Origin of the sequence: Marinomonas lutimaris, from assembly GCF_019426345.1 — a bacterium.
GTDB classification, from domain to species: domain Bacteria; phylum Pseudomonadota; class Gammaproteobacteria; order Pseudomonadales; family Marinomonadaceae; genus Marinomonas; species Marinomonas lutimaris.
The window spans coordinates 156,181-182,248 of the sequence record NZ_JAHLLW010000005.1 but is presented as its reverse complement, the minus strand read 5'-3'; the positions used below and the strand labels follow the sequence as shown (position 1 = coordinate 182,248).

General features: G+C 42.4%; 23 protein-coding genes. 15 read left to right on the top strand and 8 right to left on the bottom strand.

What is annotated here, in order from left to right; translation table 11 throughout:
- The first annotated feature begins 27 nt into the window (after positions 1-27).
- Positions 28-1,620 carry a glutamate--cysteine ligase gene (gene gshA / locus KPL72_RS08400; protein ID WP_219702446.1) on the top strand — a complete coding sequence of 531 codons (1,593 nt, stop codon included), beginning with the start codon at positions 28-30 and terminating at the stop codon, positions 1,618-1,620.
- 68 nt (positions 1,621-1,688) lie between these two features.
- On the opposite strand, the gene yihA is transcribed toward gshA, so the two are convergent.
- Positions 1,689-2,333, bottom strand: a complete 645-nt coding sequence (gene yihA, locus KPL72_RS08395) for a ribosome biogenesis GTP-binding protein YihA/YsxC (protein ID WP_219702445.1) — start codon at positions 2,331-2,333, stop codon at positions 1,689-1,691.
- Positions 2,334-2,658: 325 nt separating this feature from the next.
- On the opposite strand from yihA, the gene KPL72_RS08390 reads away from it, so the two are divergent.
- The 9 genes from KPL72_RS08390 to KPL72_RS08350 all read left to right on the top strand — a co-directional run bounded on the left by KPL72_RS08390 (position 2,659) and on the right by KPL72_RS08350 (position 12,077).
- Complete coding sequence (locus KPL72_RS08390; RefSeq protein ID WP_212917636.1) at positions 2,659-3,279, top strand: thiol:disulfide interchange protein DsbA/DsbL; 621 nt, start codon at positions 2,659-2,661, stop codon at positions 3,277-3,279.
- 17 nt (positions 3,280-3,296) lie between these two features.
- Positions 3,297-4,823: a GGDEF domain-containing protein gene (locus KPL72_RS08385; RefSeq protein ID WP_219702444.1), complete on the top strand. Its 1,527-nt coding sequence runs from the start codon at positions 3,297-3,299 to the stop codon at positions 4,821-4,823.
- A 163-nt stretch (positions 4,824-4,986) separates the two neighbouring features.
- Positions 4,987-5,742 carry a bifunctional demethylmenaquinone methyltransferase/2-methoxy-6-polyprenyl-1,4-benzoquinol methylase UbiE gene (gene ubiE / locus KPL72_RS08380; RefSeq protein WP_212917634.1) on the top strand — a complete coding sequence of 252 codons (756 nt, stop codon included), beginning with the start codon at positions 4,987-4,989 and terminating at the stop codon, positions 5,740-5,742.
- Between the two features lie 2 nt (positions 5,743-5,744).
- On the top strand, positions 5,745-7,388 hold the full coding sequence (gene ubiB / locus KPL72_RS08375; RefSeq protein ID WP_219702443.1) for a ubiquinone biosynthesis regulatory protein kinase UbiB: 1,644 nt from the start codon (positions 5,745-5,747) through the stop codon (positions 7,386-7,388).
- Between the two features lie 16 nt (positions 7,389-7,404).
- On the top strand, positions 7,405-7,737 hold the full coding sequence (locus KPL72_RS08370) for a phosphoribosyl-ATP diphosphatase (protein WP_219702442.1): 333 nt from the start codon (positions 7,405-7,407) through the stop codon (positions 7,735-7,737).
- A gap of 16 nt (positions 7,738-7,753) precedes the next feature.
- Positions 7,754-7,972: a Sec-independent protein translocase subunit TatA gene (gene tatA, locus KPL72_RS08365; protein ID WP_219702441.1), complete on the top strand. Its 219-nt coding sequence runs from the start codon at positions 7,754-7,756 to the stop codon at positions 7,970-7,972.
- A 3-nt stretch (positions 7,973-7,975) separates the two neighbouring features.
- The gene (gene tatB, locus KPL72_RS21195; RefSeq protein WP_346729504.1) at positions 7,976-8,440 is read left to right on the top strand and encodes a Sec-independent protein translocase protein TatB; all 465 of its coding nucleotides are present in this window, start codon (positions 7,976-7,978) and stop codon (positions 8,438-8,440) included.
- A 36-nt stretch (positions 8,441-8,476) separates the two neighbouring features.
- A complete protein-coding gene (gene tatC / locus KPL72_RS08355; RefSeq protein ID WP_212917631.1) occupies positions 8,477-9,256 on the top strand; it encodes a twin-arginine translocase subunit TatC in 780 nt (259 codons plus the stop codon).
- 223 nt (positions 9,257-9,479) lie between these two features.
- The gene (locus KPL72_RS08350) at positions 9,480-12,077 is read left to right on the top strand and encodes a pectinesterase family protein (protein ID WP_219702440.1); all 2,598 of its coding nucleotides are present in this window, start codon (positions 9,480-9,482) and stop codon (positions 12,075-12,077) included.
- A gap of 14 nt (positions 12,078-12,091) precedes the next feature.
- Here KPL72_RS08350 and dtd read toward each other — a convergent pair whose 3' ends face one another.
- The 3 genes from dtd to thiI form a co-directional block, all read right to left on the bottom strand.
- The gene (dtd, locus tag KPL72_RS08345; RefSeq protein WP_219702439.1) at positions 12,092-12,526 is read right to left on the bottom strand and encodes a D-aminoacyl-tRNA deacylase; all 435 of its coding nucleotides are present in this window, start codon (positions 12,524-12,526) and stop codon (positions 12,092-12,094) included.
- Positions 12,527-12,684: 158 nt separating this feature from the next.
- On the bottom strand, positions 12,685-14,505 hold the full coding sequence (gene typA, locus KPL72_RS08340) for a translational GTPase TypA (protein ID WP_212917628.1): 1,821 nt from the start codon (positions 14,503-14,505) through the stop codon (positions 12,685-12,687).
- Positions 14,506-14,752: 247 nt separating this feature from the next.
- The gene (gene thiI / locus KPL72_RS08335; protein ID WP_212917627.1) at positions 14,753-16,204 is read right to left on the bottom strand and encodes a tRNA uracil 4-sulfurtransferase ThiI; all 1,452 of its coding nucleotides are present in this window, start codon (positions 16,202-16,204) and stop codon (positions 14,753-14,755) included.
- Positions 16,205-16,557: 353 nt separating this feature from the next.
- Between thiI and glnA the strand changes: the two genes are divergently transcribed.
- The 5 genes from glnA to tsaC all read left to right on the top strand — a co-directional run bounded on the left by glnA (position 16,558) and on the right by tsaC (position 22,034).
- A complete protein-coding gene (glnA, locus tag KPL72_RS08330; protein WP_212917626.1) occupies positions 16,558-17,964 on the top strand; it encodes a glutamate--ammonia ligase in 1,407 nt (468 codons plus the stop codon).
- A gap of 285 nt (positions 17,965-18,249) precedes the next feature.
- Complete coding sequence (gene glnL, locus KPL72_RS08325; RefSeq protein WP_212918832.1) at positions 18,250-19,335, top strand: nitrogen regulation protein NR(II); 1,086 nt, start codon at positions 18,250-18,252, stop codon at positions 19,333-19,335.
- Positions 19,332-20,768, top strand: coding sequence for a nitrogen regulation protein NR(I) (gene ntrC, locus KPL72_RS08320; protein ID WP_212917625.1), 1,437 nt, complete (start codon positions 19,332-19,334; stop codon positions 20,766-20,768). Before glnL ends, ntrC begins: the two co-directional genes overlap by 4 nt.
- A 155-nt stretch (positions 20,769-20,923) precedes the next feature.
- Positions 20,924-21,304, top strand: coding sequence for a DUF3461 family protein (locus tag KPL72_RS08315; RefSeq protein ID WP_212917624.1), 381 nt, complete (start codon positions 20,924-20,926; stop codon positions 21,302-21,304).
- A gap of 172 nt (positions 21,305-21,476) precedes the next feature.
- Positions 21,477-22,034 (top strand): L-threonylcarbamoyladenylate synthase type 1 TsaC, encoded by a 558-nt coding sequence (tsaC, locus tag KPL72_RS08310; RefSeq protein ID WP_219702438.1) that lies wholly within the window; start codon positions 21,477-21,479, stop codon positions 22,032-22,034.
- Positions 22,035-22,257: 223 nt separating this feature from the next.
- Here the strand turns inward: tsaC and KPL72_RS08305 are convergent, their stop codons facing one another.
- The 4 genes from KPL72_RS08305 to KPL72_RS08290 are packed head-to-tail and all read right to left on the bottom strand — an operon-like array spanning position 22,258 to position 26,032.
- Positions 22,258-22,971: an ABC transporter ATP-binding protein gene (locus KPL72_RS08305; protein WP_072838944.1), complete on the bottom strand. Its 714-nt coding sequence runs from the start codon at positions 22,969-22,971 to the stop codon at positions 22,258-22,260.
- On the bottom strand, positions 22,968-23,849 hold the full coding sequence (locus KPL72_RS08300) for an ABC transporter ATP-binding protein (RefSeq protein ID WP_212917622.1): 882 nt from the start codon (positions 23,847-23,849) through the stop codon (positions 22,968-22,970). The genes KPL72_RS08305 and KPL72_RS08300 overlap by 4 nt, the downstream gene beginning before the upstream one ends.
- Positions 23,846-25,120, bottom strand: a complete 1,275-nt coding sequence (gene livM / locus KPL72_RS08295) for a high-affinity branched-chain amino acid ABC transporter permease LivM (RefSeq protein ID WP_212917621.1) — start codon at positions 25,118-25,120, stop codon at positions 23,846-23,848. The genes KPL72_RS08300 and livM overlap by 4 nt, the downstream gene beginning before the upstream one ends.
- On the bottom strand, positions 25,121-26,032 hold the full coding sequence (locus KPL72_RS08290; RefSeq protein WP_011978557.1) for an ABC transporter permease subunit: 912 nt from the start codon (positions 26,030-26,032) through the stop codon (positions 25,121-25,123).
- Positions 26,033-26,068: the final 36 nt, after the last annotated feature.

The window sequence follows — 26,068 nt, the reverse complement described above, 5'->3', positions numbered from 1 at the left end:
TGCCTTATTCAATAGAAGGAAGACTTCTTGACCACCTTAACCGATGCTTTGCAAGCGCTGGCAACTCATTGCCAGCAAGCCGCGACGACTTCTGCACTCACCTTTCATCGTGGTGTAGAGCGAGAAGCGCTACGAGTTGACCGTACTGAAGGCCATATTTCGCATAAGCCTCACCCGAAAGCATTGGGCTCAGCACTGACTCACAGTTCTATCACTACAGATTATTCCGAATCTTTGATGGAGTTTATTACTGGTGTTCATCCAAGCGTTGAAGGTGTCATTAAAGAGTTAGAAGACATTCACAACCTAGTCAATCACGAACTTTATAAGCAAAATGAATGTTTATGGCCAGCCAGCATGCCTTGTTATTTAGCGGGTAACGAAGATGTTCCTATCGCGTATTATGGCGAATCAAACACAGGCAAGCTAAAACGAGTTTACCGCGAAGGTTTGTCTAATCGTTATGGTCGTATCATGCAGTGTATCGCGGGCATGCATTACAACTTCTCTTTTGATAAAGACTTCTGGTCTTTCTTGGAAAGCTACAAAGGCAAATCCAATCTTTCAAAAGCTGAAAAACAAGTCTTTCAATCAGATAGCTATTTCGCCTTGATCCGAAACTTTCGTCGTAGCTCTTGGATGTTGTCACTATTGTTCGGGGCGTCTCCAGCGATAGACGAGAGCTTTTTACCGAAAAAGCCTGATAGCCTAAATACTCTTGAGAAAAACACTTGGTTTGGCCCAAAAGCCACTTCGCTTCGCATGAGTGATCTTGGTTATCAAAACAAGGCTCAAGCGGATTTGTACGTGTGTTACAACGAAGTTGAAACTTACATCAGCACAGTAAAAAAAGCCTTGCAGACACCATATCAGCGCTACCAAGATATTGGAGTAAAAGTTGATGGGCATTATCGTCAGCTTAACAGTAATTTATTGCAGATCGAAAACGAATACTACAGCGACATTCGACCAAAACGCGTGACTCAACCTGGCGAACACCCAAGCGCAGCACTACACGCTAGAGGTGTTGAATACATTGAAGTGCGTATTATGGATCTAGATCCAAGCTCTTCTATCGGCATGCAATCTTCGACTTTGTATTTCATCGATGTATTCTTGCTTTACTGCATGTTGCGTGGCGATGAACGACTAGGCAGTGCTGAGTGCAGCCAACTTCGTAAGATGCAGCAAGAAATTGCATCTTACGGCCGCGACCTAGATATGGACTTTGATTTCGGCCAAGGCCCAACCAAACTTCGTACGAAAGCAGAAGACATGCTGAACTCACTCGCTGAAGTCGCGGAATTTTTGTCTAATAAAACAGGCAATCCGGCTTACAAACACGCAGTAGAAGTTCAACGAGAAAAATTAAGCAATGAAGCCTTGCTTCCTTCTGCTCAGCTATTAGAGCGCAGCAAGGCACAACAAGGCTATCAAAATGCCATGTTAATGCTATCAAAAGAACAGCAAACAGAATGGATGTCTCGCCCTTTATCCGATGAACTGACTCGTGAGTTTATGGAAAAAGCAGAACGCTCGTTACGAGATCAAGAAGCGATTGAGGCGGCAGATGAAGTGGACTTTGATACCTTCCTCGCGGCTTATTTGACACCGCAGTAAATCAAGTTTTTAGAACTGGTAGACATAAAAAAAGCCTCATTCGAGGCTTTTTTATTTTCTTCATATCATTATGCGTTTGGCGAAACTGGAATCTCTTCAAGATTATCAAGCACTAGCCATTCAGCGAGTTTGATACGCAAAACATCCACACCATCACCATTCAAAGAGGAGAAAGTCTGAGCTGAACCATCAACACCTAGGGTTTTAAGAACCTTCTGCACAGCCAACATAGTGGATTTAGCTGGTCCACGTTTTAGCTTGTCAGACTTGGTTAACAGCACATGAACTTTCATGCGATTTGATTTTGCCCAATCCAGCATCATTTCATCAAATTCTTTTAATGGATGACGAATGTCCATTACCAAGACAACACCTGCTAAAGAACGACGATTCATCAAGTAATCTTGCATATGTGCTTGCCAGACTTTTTTCATGGCAATTGGCACTTTAGCGAAGCCGTAACCTGGAAGGTCAATCAAACGACGATCATCAACATTCAAACCAAAGCAGTTAATCAACTGTGTACGGCCAGGTGTTTTTGAAGTACGAGCCAGTTTTCTTTGATTCGTAAGAGTATTTAATGCTGTAGATTTACCAGCATTCGAGCGACCTGCAAATGCGACCTCGACACCTTGGTCTAAAGGACACTGAGAAAGTTTCTCTGCACTCTTAATGAAGTGCGCGGATTGGAAAGTGGAGTCAAAAGGGGTCATAAGTTGATATTCGTCAATAGATTCGGATTTGCATTCAGGTTTATTTCAATTGCTGTATATAATGCCAGCAAACATGAAAATATGCCATGTTAAACTCAGTTAGCCGCCTCTATAACGGACAAATGAACACAATAGAGGCAAGGATTTACAAAACAAGACAAATAACGACCGAACAATTGATTTCAATAATGTAAGTTTTATGTAAACTTACTGGAAAATTAGAACCTTAAGTCTTTGATGGAATCGTATTCTGTTGTAATTCTGTGCATGATGTAAGAATACCTTTATAAGTTAACGAAACCATTAATTCGACTAGGAGTCCCCCATGATAAAGCTGTTTTCAGCACTAGTACTATCTCTTCTCATCCCACTGACAGCCGCTGCTGCTGAATACAGTGACGGTAACGGTTATACCACCATCAAAACGCCAGTTCGTACCAGCGACCCAAGCAAGATCGAAGTAACTGAGATATTTTGGTACGGATGCCCGCATTGCTACAAACTAGAACCTATTACTCAAGCTTGGAAAAAAGACCTACCAAGCGATGTTGATTTTAAATTCCTGCCAGCTGTGTTTGGACGTGGTTGGTTAGCGCACGCTAAGGCTTTCTATGTTGCTGATTTATTAGGTATAGAAGATAAAATTCGCGCAGATCTTTTTAACGCTATCCATGTTGAACGTCGTAACCTAAACTCAGAAGATGCGCTGGCCGCTTTCTTTGCTAACTATGGCGTCAGCGAAGACGAATTCCGTAAGCAATTTAATTCTTTTGCTGTAAATAGCCGTCTTAGCCAAGCCGATGCAAAAATACGTGCCTACGGCGCTCGTGGCGTACCAGGACTAATTGTGAACGGTAAATACTTGGTAAGCGCAGAAACTGCAAATGGTAATGAAAACATCTACAAAGTTGTTGATTTTCTTATAGAAAAAGAACGTCAAAAATAATAAAAGAATGAGGCGATATGACGGAATCATCGAGTGACAAACTGATAGAAGCGTTACGTAAAGCCGTTTCCAGAACAAGTATGTTAGCTGAAGGGAACGATCCAGAACTTGATTCCGTTGTTCGCCAAATTCGCCAAGCCATAACAAAGGGCGCGAACGCTCAAGAAATACAAGATGTACTCAATAATGCTGAGCCATTGCTAATTAAAAGTGACGAAGCCCAAATAAGCAGAGCGAAACAAGTTCGAAATACCTTACAAGAACTTATCGATCTACTTGAAAGACAAGATAATAAAAGAGTTCCCCAAAACGAGAAAAAGCAGCTTGAAGCTCAAATACGCTTACATTGGCAAGCATCTTCCCAATGGCCTCATCTCCTAAAAGGCTTTTTGTCATTAGCAGAAAAAACCTTAACTCAAACTGAGATAAGCCAACCAAAGAATTCATTGTTCAAACGTTTTTTTAATCGTGATATAGAAAATAAGTCACAGAAAAACGACCAAGAAATCATGATGCAAATTAGCCATACACTTGCAGGGTTAATGAATAACTTATCGCTACCAAGTCACTATGACGAAGATATTGTCGACTTAAAGAAAGCGCTATTAGGTAACAACAACCTCCAGCAACTGCCAGGTCTACTCGATGAAGTTATCAACTTAATCATGATTGCCATCGGCAAAACACAAGAAAGCCTGACCAATTATCTTAATCAGCTAAACAAACAGCTCGCCAGCATCAACGAATCCATTACCAGTAGCTACCGCTCACAAAAATCGTTATCGGAAAGTCGCGAAGGCTTTAGTAACAAGTTACAAGTGCAGGTCAGTGATACATCTCAGGCAGTACAAGATGCGAACGATTTAGACAGCCTCAAAACGCTTATTAGCGAAAGGCTATCAACTATTTCGAGCACCATGACAGAATACAAAACACAGATGGTAGAGCAGGAAAAACATGCGACTCAATCTATCACCTTGCTGAAAAATAAAGTAACGCGAATGGAAAAAGATACCGCCTCATTGCGTTCGCTATTACAAGAAAAGCTCGCTCAGGCAATGACAGACTCATTAACCGATTTACCAAATCGCACAGCGTATCAAGATGCAATTCTTCCTCTGTGCAAAATCATGCAAAAAACCAAAAAGCCTATTTGCTTAGCGGTCTGTGATATCGATCATTTCAAAAAAGTAAACGATACTTGGGGGCATCTTGCTGGTGATAAGGTATTGCGCCTAGTACCAAAACAAATACGCAGTGTTCTACAAAAAGAAGACCTGATGTTCCGTTACGGTGGCGAAGAGTTCGTTATTGCTTTTCCTGATACCACGCTAACACAAGCAGTTGAACGCGCCGAGGCTATTCGTCTTGCCGTAGCAAAAACACCATTTAACATGCAAGGTGAGCCCGTTTCTATTTCAGTTTCAATTGGCATCTCTGAACTTCAGACTCAAGAAGAACCAGAAGCCTTGTTCGCCAGAGCGGACAAACAACTCTATTTGGCCAAAGAAGCTGGACGAAATAGAGTCATGGCAAATAAATAGTTTAAGTAAAGCAGTACCAGAGCTTTGCTGTCGCGGTTACAATAACCACTTACATTGAACGCAACGCTGTCAAACATCGATAAAGCGATTAAATCAAGCTTTTCAATAAGGCTATTCAATAAAGATAATGGCGAGCGATGCCGCCACTAGGATGAAGTAGTTTATGCAAGACGATCAGAAAAAAACCACCGACTTTGGCTTCAAAGAAATCCCAACTGATGAGAAAGTAAAAGCCGTCGCGCAAGTTTTTCATTCCGTAGCCGCAAAATACGACATTATGAATGATTTGATGTCCGGTGGTATTCACCGTCTCTGGAAACGACACACTATTAGTCAATCCGGTGTTCGCGCAGGCAACAGCGTCCTAGATATCGCTGGCGGCACAGGTGATTTGACGGTTAAATTTTCTCGCCTTGTTGGTAGCGAAGGCCAAGTTATCCTTGCCGACATCAACGACTCCATGTTGAAAGTTGGCCGTGACAAGCTCGCCAATCAAGGCATTGTTGGTAACGTAAAATTCGTTCAAGCCAATGCTGAAGCACTTCCCTTCCCTGATGACACTTTCGACTGCATTACCATTGCATTTGGTTTGCGCAACGTCACTGACAAATCTAAAGCCCTTGCCTCTATGTATCGCGTATTGAAGCCCGGTGGTCGTCTATTAGTTTTGGAATTTTCTAAGCCAGAATCAGAGCTTTTATCTCAAGTTTATGATCAATACTCTTTCCGCCTACTACCTGCAATGGGCAAATTGATTGCAAATGACGCCGACAGCTACCGTTACCTTGCCGAATCTATCCGTATGCATCCTGACCAAGAAACCCTGAAAGGCATGATGGATGAAGTCGGATTTGAACGCACCAGCTACCAAAATTTAACAGGCGGCATTGTTGCGCTTCATAAAGGATTTAAATTCTAGCCATGTTGATCAGTACTTTCCGTTTACTGCGCATACTATATACAGTAATGCGTTTTCGTCTTGATGTGTTTATTCCATTCGCTATTTTGCCTTGGTATATTCGCTACACGCTTGGCCTTGTTTGCTCAATTGGTCGCAAGCGTGCCAGCAAAAATAAAGGCGAGCGCCTTCGCTTGGCATTAGAATCTCTTGGCCCTATTTTTGTTAAGTTTGGACAAATATTATCAACACGCCGAGATTTGCTAGACGATGATATCGCCGATGAACTGGCGAAGCTGCAAGACAAAGTGCCAGCCTTTCCAGGCCACATCGCTCAAGCTATTATCGAAAGAGATTTAAAAGCTCCGGTTTCTGAACTGTTCGCTGAATTTTCGGCAACACCTCTCGCCTCTGCGTCCATTGCACAAGTCCATACGGCTAAATTGCATTCTGGCGAAGACGTGGTTGTTAAAGTGATTCGTCCGAAAATTGAAAAAACCATCAGTAAAGATATAAGCCTGCTCTACACTTTGGCGCATCTTGTTGCCAATTTAAGCGCAGATGGCCGTCGCTTAAGACCGGTTGAAGTGGTAACAGATTACGAATACACCATTCTTGATGAATTGGATCTTGCCAAAGAGGCTGGCAACACAGGCTTGTTACAACGCAACTTTACCAATTCAGACTTGCTGTATGTGCCTCAAGTTTATTGGGATTACAGTCACCGTAACGTTATGGTTATGGAACGCATTTCTGGCATTCCGGTAGCCGACATTGCGGCACTTAACAAAGCAAATGTCGACATGAAATGCTTGGCAGAACGTGGCGTGGAGATCTTTTTCACTCAAGTTTTTTCGCACAGTTTTTTCCATGCGGACATGCACCCTGGCAATATTTTTGTCGATGTCACAAATCCACAGAAGCCTAAATATATCGCCATTGACTGCGCAATCATGGGCAGCCTAGATGACGCAGATAAAAGCTATTTGGCGCGTAATTTATTAGCGTTCTTCCAGCGAGATTATCGCATGGTGGCAGAACTTCATGTTGAAAGTGGCTGGGTACCTAAAGGCACGCCAGTACATGCTTTCGAATCTGCTATTCGTAGTGTTTGTGAACCTATGTTTGCCAAACCGCTGAAAGACATTTCTTTTGGGCAAGTACTGATTGGTTTATTCCAAACCGCACGACGATTTAATATGGAAGTGCAACCCCAGTTAGTTCTATTAGAAAAAACACTGCTAAATATTGAAGGCTTGGGTCGCCAGCTTTATCCAGACTTGGATCTATGGGTAACAGCTAAGCCCTTCCTAGAACGCTGGATGCGAGAACAAATGGGGCCAAAACGCGTGATGGAAGAAGTCCGCAAACAAGCACCACAATGGGCAGGTCAATTACCACAAATTCCGAATTTAGTATTTACTGCATTATCGCAAATGTCGCACCAAGAAGAGCGTATGCAAGCACAGACTGTGGCAATAGAAGAACTGGGCAAGGAACTGAAAAAAGGCCGACAAAATACGCCTTTCCGATTACTAGGAATATTAAGCTTAGGTGCTGCTTGGGTTATTACTGACCCTGCTTCTTTAACCCATATAAAAGACGCTGATTTAACCAGTTTAGGACTGTTTTTAGTAGGACTTTACCTGCTTGTCTTAAAACCGTAACCTTTGAGAGACTATAATGAAATCCGACGTATTGGCTGAATTAGCAGCCACACTAGAACAACGTAAAGCCGCCGCCGCAGACTCTTCTTATGTTGCTAGTCTGCATGCAAAAGGGTTAAATAAGATCCTAGAAAAAGTAGGCGAAGAAAGCATTGAAACCATTATTGCAGCAAAAGATGCTGCCATATCTGGTGATAAATCCGATTTGATTTATGAAACTGCAGACCTATGGTTTCACACACTTGTCATGTTATCTCATTTAGATATTGGCCCAGATGCTATACTCGATGAACTAGCACGTAGATTTAACTTGTCTGGCTTAGACGAAAAAGCCAGTCGAACCAAATAAGCAATAGGAGTAATTTATGTTAGGCGGAATCAGTATTTGGCAATTATTAATCGTTTTGGCCATTCTTGTACTAATTTTTGGTACCAAAAAACTCAAGAACCTCGGTTCTGATCTAGGTGGTGCAGTCAAAGGCTTTAAAGAAGCAGTAGATAAAGACAGCAGTACCGAAGAAGAAAAAACAGCCCAGCATAAAGTAATTGATGCTGACGTTAAAAAAGACGATAAGAGCGCCTAATCTGTGTTCGACATTGGCTTTTCTGAACTGCTTGTTGTTTTTGTCGTTGGTCTTTTGATTCTTGGCCCTGAACGCTTACCCCATGCCGCGAAAACGGCAGGACTATGGGTTCGTAAAATTCGTCGCAGTATCAGTTCAGTGCAAAGAGAAATTAATGCACAACTGGATCATGAAGAGCTGCAACAGAAAATTAACGAGACCAATCAGCGCCTTTTGAAAGAAGGCCAAGCGATTCAAAATACCATTACGCCCTACCCTGAAGGTTACGACACGAAAAGGGATGAATTAGAGTCCACGAAAACCACCGAGAAGCCGAAAGCAGAAAAAATAGCTCCAGCACCTATTGAAAAAGAAGCGCCACTATCCATGACGGATGAATCAGCAACAGCAGATAATGCGGACTCAGCTAAAGCCCAATTGACGGACGAAATCGAAAAAACGTCCGAAACGACGACTTCTCGAACCTAACTATTATTTAAACTACGCGCGGACATGTGACGCATTATGAGTACAGATTCTTCCAATCAAGCACCACTTGTCGCTCATCTTATCGAGCTAAGAAATCGTTTATTAAAGTGTGTTCTGGCGATACTTATCCTCTTCATCGGCTTATATTCTTTTGCCAATGATTTATATCTGATTGTCTCTGAACCACTACGACTGTTACTCCCGCCTGGTAGCTCCTTGATTGCAACAGAAGTAGCATCACCCTTTCTTGCGCCACTCAAGCTAACCTTTGCCGTCGCTGTACTAATATCGGTTCCTTATACTCTTTTTCAGGCTTGGTCCTTTATTGCACCAGCTCTGTATAAAAACGAAAAACAAATTGCGATTCCACTATTGGTTTCCAGTATTTTCCTTTTTTATGCTGGCGTTCTGTTTGCGTACTTCGTCGTTTTACCATTGATTTTTGGCTTTTTCACGACTGTCGGGCCTGGTGAAGTGACCGTTATGACAGACATTAATAACTACCTGAACTTTGTCTTAAAACTGTTCTTCGCTTTTGGCGTGACCTTTGAAATACCTGTTGCCACCTACTTACTTATTAAGGCGGGTGTCACCACAGTTGCGACGCTCTCGAAGAAACGCCCCTATATTTTTCTAGGTTGTTTCGTTGTCGGCATGCTCATAACGCCACCTGATATTTTTTCGCAAACCTTGCTGGCTATCCCAATGTGGCTGTTATTCGAACTTGGACTCATTGCTGGCCGAACTGTAAAGGTTGTGGTTGATGGTAGCGAAGAAAAAGAAGAAAGCGAGAGATCCAAAGCAAGCCAACAATAATACCTTCATTCACACGCTATACGTAAAACGCTTAAGACTAATCCCTTAAGCGTTTTTTATTGCCATAAAAAAACGAAAAACATCATAAAAATAAACAAAACACTGTTTCAATTATTTCCCTTCAGCTATATTCTTACCTTGAACAAAAAGTGATCTTTTACAAAAAGCAGTAAAAGCACCACAACACCCAATCAAGATAAGAATAAAAATGTGAGGGATAACAATGAAACACTCTATTGCAATAGGCATAGTCGCCACTGTCGGTGTACTACTACCATTTCAATCTCATGCAACTGGCTTATATCAAGCTGTCGTATCACCCACACCAAAAGCAGGTGAATACAGTAGCATCAAGGATGCTCTCAAAAACGCTCCCGAAGATGAAAGTACTTACAGCGTATATATCAAGCCTGGACTCTATAACGAACAAGTCATTATTGATCGCGATAACGTGCACTTTGTTGGTGCTGGACGAGATAAAACTATCATAGCCAAAGCCATTGCAGCGGGTATGAAAGATGATAATGGCAAGAACATAGGCACTTCAGGCAGTCGAGTCGTCGAAATCAACGGCAAAGATTTCGCGGCGCAATCCCTGACCATTCGCAACGACTTTGACTACCTCACAAACGACGCTAAAGCCAAAGACGATCCAAGTAGAATCAAGCAAACTCAAGCCGTCGCCTTATTGCTTGGTAAACAAAGTGATAGATCAACCTTCTATGACGTGTCTCTAGAAGGCTTTCAAGATACCTTTTACAGCAAAGGTGGCCGAAGTTATTTCAATAACTCTCGCATTAGCGGCACTGTCGATTTTATTTTCGGCAACGGCTTGGTGGTTTTTGATAATAGCGACATAGTCGCACGTTATCGCCCAAACAAAGAGCTTCCTTTAGGTTATTTAACAGCACCAAGCACTAATGACAAACAAGCTTTTGGTTTAGTCTTCATCAACAGCCGCTTGATCAAAGAAGACGGCCGCGTTCCAGCAGCTAGCTACGCTCTTGGTCGCCCTTGGCACCCAACCACTACTTTCCAAGATGGTCGTTATGCCGACCCGTTTGCTATGGGCTCGAGCACCTTTATCAACACAGAAATGGATGATCACATCTATGGCTGGGATAAAATGCATGGCAAGGACATCAATGGACAATCTATTTGGTTTACACCTGAAGACGGTGCGCGTTTTAGTGAATATAAAAGCTATGGAGCAGGCGCGTCAAAACAAGGCTATCGCCCTCAACTGAGTGATAAAGAAGCCGCTGAGTTTACCATTGATAACATGCTTGATGGCTGGCAGCCGATTTTTCTGGCCACCCAAAACACGACTATCAAAGGCATTGTAAGCGCCCATCTAATGAAATTTCCAGCCCAAATAACCTTGAGCGATCAATATGGTAAAAAGGCATCAACCACTACAGATAGACATGGAGCTTATCAACTTAAAATAAAAGACTTCATCCCGCCTTTCGTCGTCTCCGCAGCTGAACAGAACTCTGATTGTTTAAGCAATAACACATTACGCGGAATATGCATGGCTGCCCTCTATGCTCCGACCAAGCCACAACTCGAGCAAAACATTAATATCAATATTAATCCGTTTAGTGACCTAATCTTATCGGATACAGCAACGGCATCGGGTTACTTAGGTCCTCAACAAGTTGTGTCCTCCCCAAAACTACCACTCGCCTTTTCGGCAATAGAATATGCTTTGTCTGTAGCGCGTTTTCATCAAGGGTTTGATGACAGCTTAAAAGAGTTAGGATTACCAAAACATTTCGATCCGGTACATTATGAGCCTGAGTGGCAATCAGCCTTTGCTCAATTAACACAATGGCTGTGGAGCAATCGAAATTATCAAACTAAGACTGGCGAAGTGGCTGATAGCACTTTAATGGATCGCTTTTTTCAACCTCTACTCGTCCCTGATTTAAAAGGAAAAGTGACCGAGTTTGATCTCAATGCCACTCAAAATAAACAGCAGCAGGTCGATCTCGCTCCACATAGAGTATTTATCATTGGCGACTCGACAGCGTCAAATTACCCACAAGTCGTTGCCCCACGCATGGGCTGGGGACAAACCTTCCAAGAAAATTTTGACGCCACGAAAGTACAAGTTATTAATGGCGCACAATCTGGCCGTAGCTCTCGCTCCTATTATAATCAAGGCTGGTTTCGCTACATCAGCAGCATGATGCGTCATGGAGACTATCTATTTATCCAATTTGGTCACAATGACGAAAAATGTGACGCGAGCAGCGCTGGACGCGGCCCTCATGATGTCGCCAACACCTGTACCTATCCGAATGATGCCGATGGCCAAATACAAGCACCAGCAGGCCAAGAAAGCCTTTCATTCCAGCGCTCACTGGAGATCTTTATTGACTATGCCCAGTTACATCAAATCACACCAGTTCTACTAACGCCCGTAACTCGGGTGAAAACTATGAAAGGAAAAGATAAATTCACTGTAATTTCTACTCACCTTACTAAGCAAAATAACACCAAAGGATTTGCCTTTATTGGCAATTATAGCCAAACCATTAAAGACACAGCCCAAGCAAACAGCTCGATTTTATTAGATATAGAAACACGTTCAATAGAGCTTGCTAATAGACTAGGAGAGGATAAGTGGAAAGATTATTGGTTAGCGGTCGACCCAGCTAAATACCCTTATTACAAAGACCGAACCGGTAGATTAGATAAACCAGATATTACCCATTTCCAAGAACAAGGCGCTAAAGCGGTTGCGAAATTAGTCGCTGACGAAATCCAAAAAGCACCAAAACTAAAAGCATTATCAGAATCAATAAACAATTAATCCAGCATAAAAGCTTAATCTAACATAAAAGTAACGGGGCCATCATTGGTAAAAGACACCTTCATGTCAGCACCAAAACGCCCCGTTTCAACCTTGTCATACTGAGTACGAACCTTATTCACAAAGTCGTTAAATAAGCGCTCTCCTTCTTCGGGAATAGCCGCCGTGGAAAACCCTGGACGTAAACCTTTTTTAGTTTCAGCAGCTAAGGTGAATTGCGATACCAGTAAAACACTACCATTAACTTGCTGAACATTTAGATTCATCTTGCCATCTTCGTCACCAAACATGCGGTATTTCAATAGCTTATCAGCTAATCGCTGTACATCATCTTCCGTGTCACCTTTCTCTATACCGATCAATACAAGCTGTCCATGATCAATCGCACCAATGGTTTCACCATCAACGACAACGCTTGCGTTTAAGGCTCGTTGCACTAAGACTTTCACCAACTTCTCCCCAATACTTGCCCAGATAAATAAGGCCAACAACCTTACCAAAGTCCAGAAAAAACAAAAGCGCCCGAAGGCGCTTATGTCGCTCACGAATTCATTTACATGAACTCATTTGCTGCTGCTCTTTATACTATTACATCAAAAGAACACTATTACTTACGACCAGCGCGTTTACGCTCGTTTTCAGTCAATAATTTCTTACGAATACGAATGCTTTCTGGTGTTACTTCTACCAATTCATCGTCTTCGATAAACTCAAGCGCTTGCTCTAGTGTATGACGAATCGGTGGAGTCAAAGTCAATGCTTCATCTGTACCAGAGGCACGCATGTTAGTTAACTGTTTACCTTTAACTGGGTTAACAGTTAAGTCATTATCACGTGAGTGAAGACCGATAACTTGACCTTCATATACTTCAACCGCGTGACCCAAGAATAAACGACCACGGCTTTGCAGGTTAAACAAAGCGAACGCTGCTGTTTTACCAGTCACCATACTGACCAATACACCATTCTGGCGGCTACCAACATCACCTTCTTTTACTGGACCATAATGGTCAAATACACTGGTCATGATACCAGAACCAGAAGTTAGTGTTAGGAACAAGCCACGGAAGCCGATCAAGCCACGAGAAGGCGTCATGAACTCAAGACGAACACGACCTTTACCATCTGGTTCCATGTTAGTTAACTCAGCTTTACGCAAGCCAAGTTCTTCCATGATAGAACCTTGATGCTGTTCTTCAACGTCGATAACCACTAATTCAAATGGTTCTTGAATTTTGCCGTCTACTTCTTTCTGAACCACTTCAGGACGAGAAACACCCATCTCAAAGCCTTCACGACGCATATTTTCAATCAATACAGAAAGATGAAGCTCACCACGACCTGAAACAATGAATTTATCAGGTGTTTCGCCTTGACGAACACGCAATGCTACGTTGTGGATAAGCTCACGATCAAGACGATCTGAGATATTACGAGTGGTAATGTATTTACCTTCTTTACCAGCAAACGGAGAGTCGTTAACCATGAACGTCATGCTTACTGTTGGCTCATCTACTGTTAGAGCAGGAAGCGCTTCAACACACTCAGGATTACACAAAGTATCAGAAATACTTAGGCCGTCGATACCAGTAATACAAACGATATCACCAGCGCCAGCTTTGTTTGTATCAACACGCGCTAGACCATGGTAGCCCTTAACGTTAAGAACTTTACCTTTACGCTCTTTACCGTCAGCAGATTTTACAACTACTTGTTGGTTAGGAGACAGACTACCACGGGTAATGCGACCGATACCGATAACACCAACATAAGCATCGTAATCTAATGCAGAAACCTGCATTTGGAACATGCCCTCTGGATCAACATCAGGAACAGGTACGCTGTCTACGATCATTTGGTAAAGTGGCGTCATGTCTTCTGCCATGTTTTCTGGGTCATTACCAGAAATACCATTGATTGCAGATGCATAAATAACAGGGAAGTCTAGCTGCTCTTCAGTTGCACCAAGGCTATCAAACAAATCAAAAACCTGATCCATAACCCAATCAGGACGAGCGCCTGGACGGTCAATTTTGTTGATAACAACAATAGGACGTAGGCCACGTTCAAATGCTTTTGATGTTACGAAACGAGTTTGTGGCATTGGGCCATCAACTGCGTCAACCAACAAAAGTACAGAGTCAACCATAGACAATACACGCTCAACCTCACCACCGAAGTCGGCGTGTCCAGGTGTGTCTACGATATTAATACGGTAGTCGTGCCACATAATTGACGTATTTTTCGCCAAAATCGTGATGCCACGTTCTTTCTCTTGATCGTTAGAGTCCATGATTCGTTCAGAACCTTGATCTTTACGATCTAGTGTGCCAGATTGGCTTAATAGCTGATCAACCAAGGTAGTCTTACCATGGTCAACGTGGGCAATAATAGCTACGTTACGTAACTTATTGATATCATTAGACATTTATAGTTCTCTGCATTTAGCGTGAGCAAAAAGATATACCGCCGCTTGATACGGGCAGATATGCTCTTCAAGCGTCTCGGATCTTGGTGCGGGGTAAAATTGGCGCAATTGTACCCTTATATTGATAAATATCCCATTAAAGTGACAAAAAAAGTCCACAAAAATACTTCAATAGGGTAACAATGCGCATTCATATAAAACGATAACATTCATATACTACAAAAATGCTACCGTTCATTAGTACTTATTAAGGTAAGTAAATACCTATATTTTCATGCCCTTTACCTAAAAGGTAAGAAGCATGCATACGACTCATGACACCTTTGCCGCAGTACAACAAATGCGTCACATCTTTTTCTAATTCAGCCCAATTAGATTCTAGCGCAAAAAATGGAATCACTTTGACAGGACGACCACTTACTTTTAAAGGTCGGTTGCTTGCTTCATCAGGATGGCGAATATCAATAATCACTTCATCACCCACTGGCATACGCACAACGGGCACTTCACCCTGATATTGTTTCGCCACATCGTCCATTACATTTTGAATAGACATGACCTGGGCGTTTTCAATCGCGCGCTCTAATACAGCAAAATCAAAATTAGACTCTTGCTTCTCTACACGATGCATTTTAGCGCGAGTGGTTGGTTTGACAGAAATAACACCACAGAATTCAGGCATACTGGCCGCAAATGGTGCAGTTCCGATTTCAATAGCCTTATCTATGATGACCTGCTTATTCGTGGTAATCAAAGGACGAAGCACTAACTCTTCCGTCACCTGATCAATGACTTTTAAATTCATCAAGGTTTGGCTGGATACTTGAGCAACACTTTCGCCCGTCACTAAGGCTTTTGCTCCGACTTCTGACATTAACTGAGAGGCTGCTCGCAACATCATACGTTTTAGGATCACGCCCATCTCAGCGTTATCGACTTTAGTTAAAATTTCACCAACAACCGCCTCGAAAGGCACAGTAATAAACTTAACATTAAGCGCTGAACCGTATTTTTCCCAAATGAAGTTAGAGACTTGCTTTACCCCAATCTCATGGGCATCACCGCCAAGGTTAAAGAAGCAAAAGTGTGTCTTCAATCCTCGACTCATGGTCAGAAAGGAACTCACGGTAGAATCGTATCCACCAGACATTAACGACAACACTGAATCTTGCGACCCAAGCGGATAACCACCAAGGCCCTCAACACGTTGTTCAATCATCCACACTCGATTATCACGAATATCGATAGGCACTAATACTTCAGGATTTTTTAAGCGAACAGCCAAGGCACCACAACGCGCTTTTAAGCATCCGCCAATATGTCTTTCTGCATCAACTGATGTGAAGTCATGATGACCAACACGTTTGACACGAACGGCAAACACCGCATCTTTAATAACATCGCCATAAGAAAGGATGGCTTGTTCTACAATGTCATCCAGATCTACTAATGGAAATTCGCGGACGAACTGAAAATGGGCAATGCCGGCAATATTAGATAAAGCCTGTATAAAGTCTTCTCGTAATTCATCCCTATCGGAAAACACTTCAATAAAATCCCAATTGCCAGAAACAACAACATCGGCATCATGTTTTTTAAGAACCAACTTAACATTATGTCGAAGCTGTTTAATAAAAGCCTTTCTAACTGGACGACTTTTAATAGTGATTTCTGCAAAGAACTTAACAATAAATTTCATAGAGGGTGCGATTTATACCGGATATTGGAAAGGCGCATAGTATAAAGAAAAGCCAGTAGATACGAAAACGCTAAATGCGCACCAACATAGAACAAAAAGCAAAAATGATGATCGAATATGGTGCATATTAGCTTTTTTAAAGGCTGGATTTAGCTACGATTAAGTGCACCACAAAATAAAAAGCACTTATCTTATTGTAATATAAGGAATTGTTAGTCCGCACAAAATTCTGGCACAAGTTATGCTTACTATCTGTTTGATAAATAACTCGACAAATGGCGCTTTGTATTAAATATTAAAGCACCTTTTACAACGAAAAATAATTTCGCTTTAACTACGACTGGAGAACAACTATGTCAAACAAGACCCTTGCCTTGATTGCTGAGCATGACGCGAAGTGGGTTGACCTTCGCTTTACCGACTTTAAAGGTAAAGAGCAACACGTAACTATTCCAGCTATTACGGTAGATGAAGAGTTTTTTGAAAACGGCCAGATGTTTGATGGTTCATCTATCTCTGGCTGGAAAGGCATTAACGAATCTGACATGATCATGTCTCCTCAAGATGATACTGCCGTTATCGATCCTTTCACTGAAGAATCAACTGTTATCGTTCGTTGTAACATCATCGAACCTTCTACTATGCAAGGTTATGACCGCGACCCTCGCTCTGTTGCCCTTCGCGCAGAAGAGTTCCTTAAGTCGACAGGTCTTGGCGACACAGCTTTCTTTGGTCCAGAGCCAGAATTTTTCATCTTTGACGATGTTAAATGGAAAACAGACATGTCAGGTTGTTCTGTAGAAATCAACTCTGAAGAAGCTGCTTGGTCTTCTAACAAGAAATTTGAAGGCGGCAACATGGGCCACCGTCCTTTCGTAAAAGGCGGCTATTTCCCAGTACCACCAGTTGACTCTCATCACGATCTTCGTGGCGCTATGTGTAACGCTATGGAGAGTATGGGCCTTGTTATTGAAGTGCATCACCACGAAGTAGCAACTGCTGGTCAAAACGAAATCGGTGTTAAATTTAACACGCTAGTTAAAAAAGCAGACGAAGTTCAAATTCTTAAGTACTGCGTACACAACGTAGCTCACGCTTACGGCAAAACTGCGACTTTCATGCCTAAACCAATCGTTGGTGACAACGGTTCTGGTATGCACGTTCACCAGTCTTTCTGGAAAAACGGCGAAAACCAATTCGCTGGCGATCAATACGCTGGCCTATCTGAAATGGCGCTTTACTACATCGGTGGTATCATCAAGCACGCTAAAGCATTGAACGCATTCACTAATGCTTCAACTAACTCTTACAAGCGTCTTGTTCCTCATTTCGAAGCTCCAGTAATGCTTGCATACTCTGCGCGTAACCGCTCTGCTTCTATCCGTATCCCATACGTTGCAAGCCCTAAAGGCAAACGTATTGAAGCTCGTTTCCCTGATCCAACCGCTAACCCATACCTAGCATTCGCAGCTATGTTGATGGCTGGTATCGACGGCATCAAAAACAAGATTCACCCTGGAGATGCTGCAGACAAAGATTTGTACGACCTTCCAGCTGAAGAAGCTCATGCCATTCCACAGGTTGCTAGCAGCCTAGAAGAAGCGCTTAAGTGCCTAGACGAAGATCGCGCGTTCTTGACTCAAGGCGGCGTATTCTCTGATGACATGATCGATGCTTACATCGAACTTAAAACTGGCGAAGCTCGTCGCGTATCTATGACGACTCACCCACTTGAGTTCGAACTTTACTACAGCGCTTAATATTTTAGACCGCTAAGTAAAACACGAAAGCCTCGACCTAGTTCGGGGCTTTTTTTTTACGATTATTTAAACACTTTTCTTACCAATCTTTTTTTATCCGTTGATTTATTTTGCACAAAAATAAACACGAACACCTACATGCACTATAATTGTGCATTAAACTTTTATAGTTAATACAAAGGCCTTAATAAATAAGCTATCTCGGACTGCCCAATGTTGGTTCGCTTTTTGCAACTATTTTTCAAGGAAACCATAAAAGCAGGAGTCAATAGAGAGGCACTGTCTGTGTATAGCTTATTAATAGACCATTTATCTACTGCGGTTGTTCAACTGAACGACAAGCTTGAGATCGAGTATCTAAATCCTGCAGCCGAAATGTTGCTGGCGGTGAGCCGACGCCGAATTTATGGCAATGATATTGGCGCCGCTTTTCGCGAAAACGAAGAAAGTATTCAAGCTCTGTATGCAGCAATAGAATCTGGCCACCCGTTTACTAAACGTGAGGCTGAAATTGAATGTAGCAACAGCAAAAAACTCTTTTGTGACTATACCGTCACACCAATAATGGGGACATCAAGCGATACCGAAAGTCTCATTATAGAACTGTACCCACGCGACAGAATGAAACGCATCTCACAAGAAGATGAAATCATAGCGAATCATGAAAGCAGCAAAGAGCTGGTTCGCGGCTTAGCACATGAAATTAAAAACCCATTGGGTGGAATTCGTGGCGCGGCACAATTGATTAGTCGCGCCTTCACTGACGAAGCCCTAAACGACTACACACAAGTAATCATTGAAGAATCGGATCGTTTACGTGACCTTGTCGATCGTTTGTTAGGGCCGAGGCAACTGCCTAAAAACAAATCACTCAATATCCATAAAGTAATTGAGCGTGTTAGACAGCTTATTTCCGTTGAAACAGAGAATCAAATTGAACTGATTCGTGATTACGATCCAAGTATTCCAGATCTGATTGGTGACGAATCTCAGTTAATACAGGCGTTGCTGAATATCACCAGAAACGCCATGCAAGCCCTAATGGATGATGAAGATAATCACCATAAAACGATTCACATGGTGACCCGAACATTGCGTCAATTCACTATTGGCTCTAAACGCCATCGCTTAGTGTGTAAAATCAGTATTATTGATAATGGACCAGGTATACCAGAAGCCATTCTCAAAACCCTCTTTTACCCCATGGTCAGCGGACGAGCCGATGGAACAGGCTTAGGACTGTCCATCGCACAATCCGTTATTCATCAGCACCATGGCATTGTTGAATGCAACAGTTACCCGAAAATGACCGAATTTAATATATTAATTCCCATTGAGACGACAGTCCAAGACCAGGAGAAACACTCATGACACCAGAAGAAACCGTATGGATTGTTGACGACGATCGTTCTATTCGCTGGGTATTAGAGAAGACATTAGAGCAAGAGGGAATCCAATGTCGTTTATTTGATTCCGCAGAAAATCTAGTCAACATGATTGATAAAGAGCAACCAAGTGCCATTATCAGCGACATACGCATGCCAGGCATGGATGGCTTAAAACTGCTCGAAAAATTGCAAAAAGATCACCCTTATTTACCTGTTATTATTATGACAGCGCACTCAGATCTTGAGAGCGCTGTTGCTTCTTACCAAGGTGGTGCTTTTGAATATTTACCTAAACCTTTCGACGTAGAAGAAGCAGTTAGTCTTGTTAAGCGTGCCATGCTGCATCACCGTAACGCCAGACCTAGCACTGATAACATGGAAGTGGCAGAAGAAGAGCCACAAGTTGATAAAGAAATCATTGGCGAAGCGCCAGCTATGCAGGAAGTTTTCCGAGCTATTGGCCGTCTTGCAAATTCAAATATTACCGTTTTAATTAACGGCGAATCTGGAACAGGTAAGGAATTAGTTGCACAAGCACTACATACCCACAGCCCTAGAGCTGCCAATCCTTTTATCGCTTTAAACATGGCAGCCATTCCACACGACTTAATCGAGTCTGAGTTATTTGGTCATGAAAAAGGCGCATTTACGGGAGCCAATACTCAACGTCGTGGCCGCTTTGAACAAGCTAACGGCGGTACACTTTTCCTAGATGAAATAGGTGACATGCCAGCTGAGACACAAACTCGTTTATTACGCGTTTTAGCCGATGGAGAGTTTTATCGTGTTGGTGGTCATACTCCAGTAAAAGTTGATGTTCGTATCATTGCTGCGACACACCAGAACTTAGAAAACTTGGTACAAAAAGGCTCTTTCCGTGAAGATTTATTTCACCGCCTAAACGTCATCCGTATTCATTTGCCTAAATTAGCTGAGCGTCGCGAAGACATTCCAAAACTTGCTCGCCATTTTTTAAGCCGTGCGGCGGACGAACTTTCCGTTGAACCAAAACAACTCACTAAAGAAACCGAAAACTACCTTACTCAACTTGAATGGCCAGGTAACGTTCGCCAATTAGAAAACACCTGCCGTTGGCTAATTGTAATGGCATCAGGCCGTGAAGTTTTGGTGGAAGATTTACCACCAGAATTACTTGCTGCGGTTCCTCACGAACAACCGTTCGCCTCATGGGAGGAAGCCCTTAAAAATTGGGTGGACAGCACATTGGCAACAGGCCAGAAAGGTATTCTTGACCAAGCTGTACCAAAGTTTGAGCGTATCATGATAGAGACAGCACTTGCTCATACTGGTGGACGCCGCCGTGATGCTTCTTTGTTATTGGGCTGGGGGCGCAACACGTTAACTCGTAAAATTAAAGAGTTGAATATCGACCACGCTGAGCAAGATGAGGATTAGCATCAGTTGAGATGCATGAAAATAAATGCAGGCAAAACTATATGCAATTTGCCTGCATTATCTCAGTTTTCTGCCATTTTTGACTTGCTTTTACGAACGCAATCCCCTACTAATTAAAGACAACTAATTGGTCATTAATAAACGGGAAAATAGTTATGTATCCAACACTTCAGTCCATGGGTATCACAAGCATACAGGACATTGAAAAATTTACTTTGCGTTACGAAGGCGGACACGACGTACTAAAAATTTATTACCGCCGTGAAAAAGGCTCATTACTTCCTAAAAGCAAAAAATTCAAATTTGGTCGCTCAACCAAAACCGTATTAGCAGATGGCGGTCAACAGACTTACCGACAAGTACAAGAGCCTTCTCTTATCGTTTTACGTGCAATGGAAGAGCTAGAGCAAATTGTTGGCAAACAGCACGAAACTAAAGCAACAAAAGCTGACTTGATTAAAGAACTAGAACACTTAGAAAAAGTAGTGAATAGCAAAATCAGCGAAATCAAAGAAAAAATCGATTCAATGCAATAACAGAGTTAAAAAGTCTATTTATAGGCTCACTAGCAGGAATGCTTTTCTATCGACTAAAACATGGCGTTTAGGTCATTAATTGCAAGGCATCCTGCTAGCCCCATTTTAAAAATCCCGCTACAATCCATTCCTCTGCGTTTTTTGTTTTTCATATTTTTAGAAGCCAATTTATATGCATCTTGTAACGTCCGTAGAAGAGCTTGCTGATATCATCCGACAAGGTGGTGTCATCGCTTACCCAACTGAAGCTGTTTGGGGATTAGGTTGTGATCCGTTCAATGAATCGGCAGTAAGGCGTATTTTGACTCTTAAATCCCGTCCAGAATCAAAGGGACTCATTCTAGTAGCGGGCGCACAAGAGGAATTATCTCCTTGGCTAAATACATTAGACTCTAAAGCAGCACTGCGCCTATTAAGCCGTAATCAAACCCCCACCTCTTGGGTTGTTCCAGATACGACGATCACTCCAAGCTGGGTCAGAGGCGAACACCAAAGCGTAGCAATACGCCTATCTCAACATGAGCCAGTACAGCGCCTGTGTGCAGCTTTTAAAGGGGTTATTGTTTCCACTTCCGCGAATCCTGCTAGGTTGGAGCCTGCCATGAGCGCAGAAGAAGTGAACGCGTATTTTGGTGAGAAAGTAGATGCGATTTTTGATGCATCGCTCGGAGAAGCGTCACAACCTTCACAGGTTCGAGACATTTTGACGGATACGCTATTTAGAGCCTAAACCTTATTAGAGCCTAAACCTTTCTTATTTTATTAGACCGTCACTCAAATATAGCTAAAAAACAGCTTAAAACACGACGTTCAGCGAACTTCCTGTGCAAAAGCCTTATTTTTATCCACAATTATAAAAAAGCCACGCTTCATTATTTGTATAATGAAGCGTGGCTTTTATCTAAACAGTAGAACTCAACACTTCTACAGGAAAAATCGTAATTGAGATGCCTTTAATGACCACCTAAGTAGGCTTCACGCACTTCAGGATTAACTAATAATTCCGCACCAGTTCCCGTCATACGAATTTCACCATTCACCATTACATAACCACGATTAGCTAGTTTTAGCGCGTGATTGGCGTTCTGCTCAACCAAGAAGATTGTCATCCCCGTACTTGCCACGTCTTTCAGAATCTGAAAAATTTGCTTAACGATAATTGGCGCCAAACCTAGACTAGGCTCATCCAACAAAAGCAATTTTGGGCGACTCATTAGTGCACGCGCAATGGCAAGCATTTGCTGCTCGCCACCAGACATAGTCGAGGCACGCTGATTACGTCGTTCTAACAGTCGAGGAAATAACTCAAACATATGCTGCATATCTTCTTCAGCATGATCCATACCGATTGGAATCGTCCCCATCAGCAAGTTTTCTTCTACTGACATGCTAGGGAATATTCGACGACCTTCTGGGGATTGAGCCAAACCATGTGACGCCACATAGTGAGCCGATTTTTGCGAAATATCTTCGCCACGATAAATAATTTCACCAGAAGAAATGCGCGGCTGTCCAAAAATAGACATCAGCAAGGTAGACTTACCCGCACCATTTGCTCCGATTAGAGTTACAATTTCACCTTCGGTCACAGTCAAAGACACTTTCTTCAAGGCTTGGATTGGGCCGTAATGCACGTCAACGTCTTTAAATTCCATCAATGTAGTCATAGAGTTACCTCCTCGCCTTCTTCTGCACCAAGGTAAGCAGCAATAACCTTTGGATTACTCTTAATGTCATCAGGACCACCTTTTGCAATTACCTCACCGTGATCCAACACAACGATGTAATCAGAGATATCCATCACCATCCCCATGTCATGCTCGATTAATAATACTGTCGTATTATGCTCATCACGCAATACACGAATCATCTTGGTCAAAGCTTCTGTTTCAGACGGGTTCAAACCTGCAGCAGGCTCATCCAAACAAACAATCTCAGGATTGGTACACATAGCACGAGCAATTTCTAAACGACGCTGTTGACCATAAGAAAGCTCACCAGCCAAACGGTTAGCCGAATCCACCAGATCCACAACGCCCAACCAATAAAAGACACGCTCAAGCGCTTCTTCTTCAGCTTTTCTATAAGATTTCGTATTCAAAATACCAGCAATCAAGCTGCGATTTACTCGCATATGCTGAGCAACCAATAAGTTTTCTACTACCGACATCTCTTTGAATAAACGGATATTCTGGAAAGTACGAGACAATCCTGCACGGTTTACAAGATGCGATCCTCCAAACATTTTGTACTTAAGACGAGCAAAAAATGCGAATGGAGAAAAAAAGTCAGTCACCTGGAATGGTTCGCCAAGCACTTTAATGATGCTGGTCTCTTTGCCGCCAGCCGACAAAAGAATCTTACCACCAGTCGCTTTATAAAACCCTGTTAGACAGTTAAACACAGTGGTTTTACCCGCTCCATTTGGCCCAATTAAAGCCGATACAGAACCGCGCTTGATATCAAAAGTCACATCATTTAGCGCTTTAATACCACCAAAGTGCATCACCAAGTTTTCAACAGCTAAAATATTTTCTTGGTTCATTTAACCACCCCTTTTCTCGCAGCAAAACCTGTTCGAGTAACACGAACAATACCTCGAGGTTTCCAAATCATCATCACTACCATCAAAATACCAAACATCAAGACACGGTATTCTGCGAATTCTCTTAGCATTTCAGGTAACACAGTCAAACAGAAAGCGGCAATTACAACACCTAATGTGGATCCCATACCGCCCAATACCACGATTGCCAAAATCAAAGCAGACTCGAAGAAAGTAAACGAAGAAGGGTTAACAAAACCTTGATAAGTCGCAAAAAACACGCCAGCTAAACCGCCAGTTGATGCACCTAACATGAAGGCAGAAAGTTTCACCAATACATGGTTTAAACCTAATGAACGACACGCTATTTCATCTTCACGAAGCGCTTCCCATGCACGGCCAATTGGCATTTTCACCAAACGATGCTTGATAAAAAGTACAGCCCACACAACCGCGAACAATACGATATAAATGAACATGTATTTATAAGCAGAATCATAAGGAATATTAAAAAACTCGTGGAAGGTTTGTCCCTCACTGGATCGACGCTTAAACTCCAATCCAAAGAAAGTTGGCAATGGCGCTGAAACACCGTTTGGTCCGTGAGTGAAAGACGCCCAGTTAGTCAAAATAAGACGAATTATCTCCCCAAAACCTAGTGTAACAATCGCCAAATAGTCGCCATGCATTCGCAATACAGGAAAGCCTAATATAGCGCCTGCAACCGCAGCCATTAGCGCGGCAATCGGCAACATTGACCAGAAGCCAAGCCCAAGGTTTTCATAACCTAATGCTAAACCGTAGGCTCCAATGGCATAGAAGCCAACAAAACCCAAATCCAATAAGCCAGCCAAGCCGACAACTATATTAAGACCAAGACCTAGCAATACGTATATCAGACCAAGAATAACAACGGTAAGGACATATTTTGATGCGATAAAAGGCACTAAAAGACCAATTACTATCACCAATGGAATAATCCACACCATTTTAGACTTATGTCCAGGCTTAAGAACTTCTACACCTTCATCATTATTCGCATAACGAAAAGCCATTGCGATGCCTTTTTCTGTCTGAAAGAAACTAGACATAACAAAACGACCAACAGCAACAGCGGCGACCATCCAGGCTACCCGTACAAATTCCGTATTAAAACCATAACCATCTAGCACAACACCGACAATCGGGCCGAACAAGACAAGAGCCATAAAACCGGCAATCAGGGCATCAATACTACTTTTCTTAAAATTTATTCCTACAGCTTGGCTCATTTATACTTTCTCCACTTCAGGTTTGCCGAGAAGGCCACTTGGGCGAACAATCAAAATGAGAACTAATAAAGAGAATGAAAATACATCTTTATAATCAGAACTAATCAACCCAGCAAACAAAGCCTCGGACAATCCAAGAATTAGCCCACCTAGCATGGCTCCAGGTAAAGATCCGATACCGCCCAACACTGCTGCGGTGAAGGCTTTAATACCAATAATAAAGCCGACATAAAAATCAAATGCACCGTAATCTAGCGTAACTAGCACACCAGCTAATGCCGCCATAACAGCACCAATAACAAAAACAGTTGAGATAACTTTGTCAGTATCTATACCCAAAATAGACGCCATTTTTCGGTCTTGCTGAGTAGCACGACACATACGGCCCAATTTTGTTTTTTGGATAACATAGGTGAGAACACCCATGCCTAAGATGGAAATAAACAAAATCAATAATTTCATGTAAGTGATCTGCACAAAACCATCACCTACGTGAAAACGCAATGCACCGGTTAAAAGAGTCGGCACACCTTGTTGGTTAGCGCCCTGACTAAGCTGCACATAGTTTTGCAAAATCAGTGACATACCAATCGCAGAAATCAATACAGATAAACGACTAGAGCTGCGCAGTGGACGGTATGCAATACGCTCAATCACCCACCCGTACGCACCAGTAACGGCAACAGTAAGAAACAACGTGCCGACAAGAATAATAGGAAAAGATTCGATACCGAAAAAAGTTAAAAGAGCTAGAGCAATAGCGGTGATATAAGCTGATACCATGTAAACATCGCCATGGGCAAAGTTAATCATGCCGATAATGCCATACACCATGGTGTAACCGATCGCAATGAGTCCATAAACAGAACCAAGGGTAAGACCGTTTACCAACTGCTGGAGAACGATATCCATCGTAAGACCTCGTGGGAATTTTTTTAATATAGAGAG

Bases quoted from the DNA above. Each gene is read 5' to 3' on its own strand.
- KPL72_RS08315 (WP_212917624.1), top strand. From the start codon at position 20,924: ATGTATCCAACACTTCAGTCCATGGGTATCACAAGCATACAGGACATT.
- ubiE (WP_212917634.1), top strand. From the start codon at position 4,987: ATGCAAGACGATCAGAAAAAAACCACCGACTTTGGCTTCAAAGAAATC.
- ubiB (WP_219702443.1), top strand. From the start codon at position 5,745: ATGTTGATCAGTACTTTCCGTTTACTGCGCATACTATATACAGTAATG.
- KPL72_RS08290 (WP_011978557.1), bottom strand. From the start codon at position 26,032: ATGGATATCGTTCTCCAGCAGTTGGTAAACGGTCTTACCCTTGGTTCT.
- tsaC (WP_219702438.1), top strand. From the start codon at position 21,477: ATGCATCTTGTAACGTCCGTAGAAGAGCTTGCTGATATCATCCGACAA.
- tatA (WP_219702441.1), top strand. From the start codon at position 7,754: ATGTTAGGCGGAATCAGTATTTGGCAATTATTAATCGTTTTGGCCATT.
- KPL72_RS08390 (WP_212917636.1), top strand. From the start codon at position 2,659: ATGATAAAGCTGTTTTCAGCACTAGTACTATCTCTTCTCATCCCACTG.
- KPL72_RS08300 (WP_212917622.1), bottom strand. From the start codon at position 23,849: ATGAACCAAGAAAATATTTTAGCTGTTGAAAACTTGGTGATGCACTTT.
- typA (WP_212917628.1), bottom strand. From the start codon at position 14,505: ATGTCTAATGATATCAATAAGTTACGTAACGTAGCTATTATTGCCCAC.
- KPL72_RS08350 (WP_219702440.1), top strand. From the start codon at position 9,480: ATGAAACACTCTATTGCAATAGGCATAGTCGCCACTGTCGGTGTACTA.
- ntrC (WP_212917625.1), top strand. From the start codon at position 19,332: ATGACACCAGAAGAAACCGTATGGATTGTTGACGACGATCGTTCTATT.
- KPL72_RS08305 (WP_072838944.1), bottom strand. From the start codon at position 22,971: ATGACTACATTGATGGAATTTAAAGACGTTGACGTGCATTACGGCCCA.
- livM (WP_212917621.1), bottom strand. From the start codon at position 25,120: ATGAGCCAAGCTGTAGGAATAAATTTTAAGAAAAGTAGTATTGATGCC.
- thiI (WP_212917627.1), bottom strand. From the start codon at position 16,204: ATGAAATTTATTGTTAAGTTCTTTGCAGAAATCACTATTAAAAGTCGT.
- glnA (WP_212917626.1), top strand. From the start codon at position 16,558: ATGTCAAACAAGACCCTTGCCTTGATTGCTGAGCATGACGCGAAGTGG.
- tatC (WP_212917631.1), top strand. From the start codon at position 8,477: ATGAGTACAGATTCTTCCAATCAAGCACCACTTGTCGCTCATCTTATC.
- KPL72_RS08385 (WP_219702444.1), top strand. From the start codon at position 3,297: ATGACGGAATCATCGAGTGACAAACTGATAGAAGCGTTACGTAAAGCC.
- KPL72_RS08370 (WP_219702442.1), top strand. From the start codon at position 7,405: ATGAAATCCGACGTATTGGCTGAATTAGCAGCCACACTAGAACAACGT.
- yihA (WP_219702445.1), bottom strand. From the start codon at position 2,333: ATGACCCCTTTTGACTCCACTTTCCAATCCGCGCACTTCATTAAGAGT.